General features: G+C 58.5%; 4 protein-coding genes. 2 read left to right on the top strand and 2 right to left on the bottom strand.

All coding sequences use genetic code 11. The features are described from left to right. Nucleotides 1-22: 22 nt before the first annotated feature. On the top strand, nt 23-1,660 hold the full coding sequence (locus Q0216_RS05205) for a LutB/LldF family L-lactate oxidation iron-sulfur protein (RefSeq protein WP_298593513.1): 1,638 nt from the start codon (nt 23-25) through the stop codon (nt 1,658-1,660). Next, nucleotides 1,660-2,304: an LUD domain-containing protein gene (locus tag Q0216_RS05200; RefSeq protein WP_219100655.1), complete on the top strand. Its 645-nt coding sequence runs from the start codon at nt 1,660-1,662 to the stop codon at nt 2,302-2,304. Before Q0216_RS05205 ends, Q0216_RS05200 begins: the two co-directional genes overlap by 1 nt. Nucleotides 2,305-2,559: 255 nt before the next feature. Here the strand turns inward: Q0216_RS05200 and Q0216_RS05195 are convergent, their stop codons facing one another. Together Q0216_RS05195 and Q0216_RS05190 are read right to left on the bottom strand one after the other, a co-directional pair. After that, nucleotides 2,560-4,119, bottom strand: coding sequence for a molybdopterin-dependent oxidoreductase (locus tag Q0216_RS05195; RefSeq protein ID WP_298593509.1), 1,560 nt, complete (start codon nt 4,117-4,119; stop codon nt 2,560-2,562). A gap of 611 nt (nt 4,120-4,730) precedes the next feature. Then, the coding region (locus tag Q0216_RS05190; RefSeq protein ID WP_298593507.1) for a cation:proton antiporter at nt 4,731-5,702 on the bottom strand (972 nt) is incomplete at its 5' end.

Genomic DNA, 5,702 nt, shown 5'->3' with positions numbered 1-5,702 from the left:
GCCTAAGGAAAGATAAGACCTCATGACCGCTATTCAGCTTGGTATGCCCAAGGTCGTTCACTACGGCGAGGGCAACATTTTCGAAGAAATCCCCTTCCCCAAGTACGCGAAGGAAGAACTCAAGAACGAGCAGCTGCGCTCCAACCTGCGCTTCGTGACCCACGCGATTCGTAACAAGCGTGCTCGCGTCACCGCAGAACTGCCCGACTGGCAGGAACTGCGCAACACCGGTGAGTCCGTCAAGAACTACGTTCTGGCGAACCTGCCCGAGCTGCTCGAACAGTTCGAGCGTAACTTCACCGCCGCAGGCGGCCACGTGCACTGGGCACGCAACGCCACCGAGGCAAACCAGATCGCTCTGGACCTGATCCGCGAGCAGGGCGTGGACGAAATCATCAAGATTAAGTCCATGGCAACCGCAGAGACCGGCCTGAACGAATTCCTCGAAGAAAACGGCATCAACGCTATCGAGACCGACCTCGCGGAAGAAATCGTCCAGCTCGGCCACGACCGCCCCTCCCACATTCTGGTGCCCGCAATTCACCGCAACCGCCGCGAAATCCGCGACATCTTCCTGCGCGAAATTGAGGGTATTAACCCGGACATCACCGATGAGCCGGCAGAACTGGCAGAGGCATCGCGTAACCGCCTGCGCAACAAGTTCCTGAACACCACCGTGGCAGTCTCCGGTACCAACTTCGGTATTGCCGAGACCGGTACCCTGACCATCGTGGAGTCCGAAGGTAACGGCCGTATGTGCCTGACCCTGCCCGACACCCTCATTACCTTCATGGGTATTGAGAAGATCCTGCCCACCTTCCAGGACTACGAGGCATTCCTGCAGCTGCTGCCCCGCTCCTCCACCGGTGAGCGCATGAACCCCTACACCTCCATGTGGACCGGTGTGACCCCCGGTGACGGCCCGCAGAACATGCACGTCATCCTCATCGACAACGGCCGTACCGCCGTTCTGGCTGATGAGCTGGGTCGCCAGGCACTGCGTTGCATCCGCTGCTCCGCTTGCATGAACGTGTGCCCCGTGTACGAGCGCGCAGGCGGTCACGCCTACGGCTCCACCTACCCGGGCCCCATTGGTGCGATTCTGTCCCCGCAGCTCTCCGGTATCGAGGCTGCGCACAACAACTCTCTGCCGTACGCATCCTCCCTCTGTGGCGCATGCTACGAGGTTTGCCCCGTGAAGATTAACTTCCCCGAGGTCCTCGTGCACCTGCGCGCTAAGGACGTCGAGTCCAAGCACGCTGTCCGCGAGTTCGAGGGCAACAAGAAGGCTCCCTTCTCGCAGATGGACGGCATGATGCTCGGCGCGAAGAAGCTCTTCACCTCCGGCAAGATGATGTCGATTGCAGAGCGTGGTCTGCCCATGTCCCGCCTGATCAGCGGCCGCAAGCACAAGATCACCGCTGTTCCCGGTATCGTCGGCGGCTGGACCGCTTACCGCGACATCCCCGAGCCCCCCAAGGAATCCTTCCGCAACTGGTGGAAGAAGGAGAAGGGTCAGGCTCCGGCACGCGATAACGCTGAGCGCGTTGACATTCAGGCCCTCATCGAGGCAAACAAGGGTAAGGTCGCTGAGGCGGCAGCAAACGCCAAGGCCGCTATGGAAGCCCAGGCAGCCCGTGAAGCTAAGGAGAACAACTAATGTCCTCTGCTAAGGAAGATATCCTCGCACGTATCCGCTCGTCCCTGGCTGACGCACCCGTCGCCCCCGAGCCCGTACGTAACTACCGCCGCGTCAGCGAGCTGAACGAAGAGCAGACCATTGAGATGCTCGTCGACCGCCTCATTGACTACAAGGCAAACGTGTTCCACGCGAACAAGGAGAACATCTCCGAGGTCATCGCAGAGCGCCTGGGTGAAAAGTCCACCTACGTGGTTCCCGAGGGCCTGAACATGGAGTGGCTGCCGGCTGACACCGCTGACCGCAAGCGTGTCACCGACTCCGGTAGCACCCTCAAGCCCGGCTGCCTGAGCCTGAAGGAACTGGACGCAGTTGACGCTGTGGTCACCGGTTCGACCGTCTCCTGCGCAGAGACCGGCACGATCTTCTTGAACACCAACCCCGATGAGGGTCGCCGCGCCATCAGCCTGGTGCCCGACCACCACATCTGCGTGGTGCCCCGTTCCACCGTGGTGGAGCTGGTTCCCGAGTCGATCGAGCGTATCACCTACACCCGCCCCGTGACCATGATTTCCGGTCCGTCGGCAACCAGTGATATCGAGCTGATCCGCGTGGAGGGCGTGCACGGCCCCCGTACCCTGGACGTCATCATCTACGACGCCTAAGGCACAGCGCCAGACGGCAAACCTCTAAAGAAACCGCCCGAGAGCTAAGGCTCCCGGGCGGTTTCTTTGTACCCTCTTCTTGATGTCCTCTCCTGATGCCCTCTTCTTATGCCCTCGTAGCTTCTAGTCTCAGAAGCGCAGGCGCTAGTTGTGAGGACACAAAAACGGTGGCGGGCCCATGATCCCGCCACCGTTCTGTGGAGTAGTATCTTGTGGTGTATCGACGGTTAGCGTCGTAGCGCCCCGTGCGGGTGCTTAGGCGCGTGCGTCGAAGTGCTGCAGACCGGAGTCCTCGCGGCTACCGCCCTGGCCATCGCCAACATCGCGGTAATCCTTGATCCACTCAATCTTCTGAACCCACTTGACCATCTTGTAGCCGTGCATGGAGTCCGCACGCAGACGGAGCGGGCCGCCGTACACATCCGGCAGGGGCTTGTCGTTCATACCCCACGCCAGGATGGTCTCATCTTCCATTGCCATGGAAATGTCCAGGCACTCGTAGTAGGGTTCGGTCGGACGGCCGTCGTAGGTGTGGCCCACGTGGCCGAAGGAGGTCACCATGACGTAGCGAGCGTCGTCGGTCTTCTCAACCAGTGCGAGGACGTCGCGCAGGCGCACACCCTCCCACTTGGCGATACCGGTCCAACCCTGCATGCAGGTGTGCATGGTGATGTTAACTTCCTTGCCCAGCTTCTTGAGGTCATCAATGCTCAGGGACTTGGATTCCTTCACCAGGCCGCCCAGCTCCAGGCGGTAGTCAACGAACTCGTGCTCCTTCAGGCGGTTCCACTCGGTGCTCTCACGCTCTGTCGGCGGGCGAGTGTTAACCCAGTGGAAGGGGGAGATATCCGCATCGGTGAAGGTCTTCTTCTGCACCTGACGGGAGGTGATGCGGTCCAGCAGGACGTTACGAATCGGCTGGGTCAGACCCCAAATGAAGGTCTGGGTGAATCGCAGGTCGCGCAGGGACCAGTACGAAGCGAAAATCCACAGAGCCACAGCGAAGACAATGCCGCCAATGAGCATGGTGACTGCCTGAGCGAACTGTGCTGCGTCCACCTCGTTGTAGGGCTTGTTCAGCATCATGTGGGCGATGTTGTACTGGGGGTGAACCACGAACACCAGCGCCACGTGAATGACGGTGAAGACGCAGTAGAACGCCATACCCAGGAAGTGGATGGAACGCGCGGTCTGGCGGTTACGGAAGAGGCGCACGTAGCCGGGGAAGCGACCGCAGAATGCCGGGCTCATAATCGGGCCGGTTGCGATCATCAGCGGTGCCACGATGAACACCACGGTGAAGTACATAATCTGCTGCAGGGCGTCGTACGGCTGGAAATGCTCAATCGAGGGAATCTGGAAGCCAGCGTAAATCTGGATGGATTCCCACGCCTGGGGGATGATGTCCCAGCTGGTCGGGACGATACGGCGCCACTGACCGGTCAGGAACAGCAGGGAGACGTAAATCAGACCGTTAGCAATCCAGATGACGGTCACCAGCGCGTGCCATGCGCGGCCCAGACCAATCTGGGCTTTGCCGGGCAGAGAAATCAGGGGAGACAGGGTGCGCTGGTCATCGCGCGCCGTAAATTCACCGGGGGTGGTAGGGACCTTGTCCTTGGTGAACTTGAGCCACTCGGAACCCGGGGTGCAGTGGTTGTTCCAGTACAGGCGGGGGTGAGAGGCAAGAACTTCCCAACCTGAACGAATCAGGAAGCCCATCATAATGAAATTGATGAAGTGCGTAATTCGGAGCCAGGCCGGGAAGTCCAGCTCTACGCCACCAGTGCTCGCGGTGAGGAGTAGTTGGTGCATGATATTTCCTTCGGAAATGACTGTGTGTGCAGACAATCGTTAGGATTCAGTGCGAGGCCTTGAGATGTGAGGTTAGAAATAATTACCTTTCTGACCCATATGATCCTCCTCAGTGGTTGGGAGCCGCCGGGGTATCGTCGCGGATACTCCCGAAAGGGGCACCTCCCGTGTGTGAGAGGGGAGGTGCGCCAGCTCCCGCTGGGCGGAAGCGACTCTGTGTATGTATGTTGGTTTATGTGTGTTTTAGGGAAACTCCCTGTCTGCTTTCAATTTTATAGGACAAAGTGTCAGTCAAGAAAGCTAAGACACGTCATGTTCTGTAATATTTGCATAAAAAATCCGAATTTAAGGAAAGATTCTCATCTTCTCCCGGTTTATCAGGTCATTCGGATGCAAAAAGCCCGCCGCAGCCTCTAGAGAGGACGCGGCGGGCTTTGGTTCTATATGTGGGATACGCGTTGGTTTGCGGGGCTTTGAGTGCCTGGTATTGTGTGTGGTTTTGTAAACCCAATCCCACATAGGGTTGAGGTGACTGTAAGCGGGATACCCCCTCAAAACGGCTTATTGACCCGCCCATGGAAGGCAGAAAAACAACCACAGCCTAGCTGCAGCTATTTCTGTGCAGAACCCCCTGCTGAGCCCTTACGCTTCTTTGACTCAGCACGAGATACCTTCGGAAACGCCGCCCGCGAATCAGCAGAAGCACCCTCAGAAGCCGGTTCAGAACTAGGCTCAGCATCAGACTGCGACTTCAAACGAACCACCGGAATCATGCCCGTGGTTAGCTTTGCTCGCGCATTACGCTGAGCCTTCAACGCATTCATCTGCTCCTTACGGCTCGGCTCCGGCTGAGACGGTTCAGCAGAACCAAACGCCTGACGAATACCCAACGCCAACAGCGGGAACAGCAGAACCGTCAGCGCGCCACCAGCAACCAGTAGCGAAGCCGTGGACTCCTCCAGAAGATCCGAACTGGTCGCAACCTCCGTCACCGCCACAATAATCGGCAGACCCGCAGCCGAATACAACGCCAACTGCGCCTTCTGCGCGCGAGTGGTCAACCCCGAACCGGTATCAAAGAAATGCTCCGCCAAAAGAACCGGAACACCACGGCACAGCAAAATACCCACTACCACGGCAAGCAGACCCAAAGGCTTAGCCACCACAGCAGACACATCAATACCCATACCGCTGGTGACAAAGAACAGCGGAATCATGAAGGTAAAACCAACCACCTCAAGGCGACGAGTCATCGTATGCAGAGCCGCCGGAGGAGTCAGAGTACGCAGAATCAGGCCCGCCGCAAAGGCACCGAGCACCGCATCCAAATCAAAAAGGGCAGTGCACATAATCAAGGTCGCCAGCAGGAACATCGCAAGACGCAGGACCGTCTGACCGGTCGTATTCGCCTCCGCAGCCATAATCTGACGCAGACCCGGCACATGCGCAAACAGACGATGCGGAACCAGCGCCACAATCACCGCAACCACCATAAACGCCAGCAACACCACAATCGCCATGCCCGGCGAACGCGAAGACAGCAACAGCGAAATAGCGAAAATCGGCAGAAGCTCACCCACAGC

The organism is uncultured Rothia sp. (genome assembly GCF_937976295.1).
Taxonomy (GTDB): Bacteria; Actinomycetota; Actinomycetes; order Actinomycetales; family Micrococcaceae; genus Rothia.
This window is presented reverse-complemented; position numbering and strand designations above follow the sequence as displayed.

Bases quoted from the DNA above. Each gene is read 5' to 3' on its own strand.
- Q0216_RS05205 (WP_298593513.1), top strand. From the start codon at position 23: ATGACCGCTATTCAGCTTGGTATGCCCAAGGTCGTTCACTACGGCGAG.
- Q0216_RS05200 (WP_219100655.1), top strand. From the start codon at position 1,660: ATGTCCTCTGCTAAGGAAGATATCCTCGCACGTATCCGCTCGTCCCTG.
- Q0216_RS05195 (WP_298593509.1), bottom strand. From the start codon at position 4,119: ATGCACCAACTACTCCTCACCGCGAGCACTGGTGGCGTAGAGCTGGAC.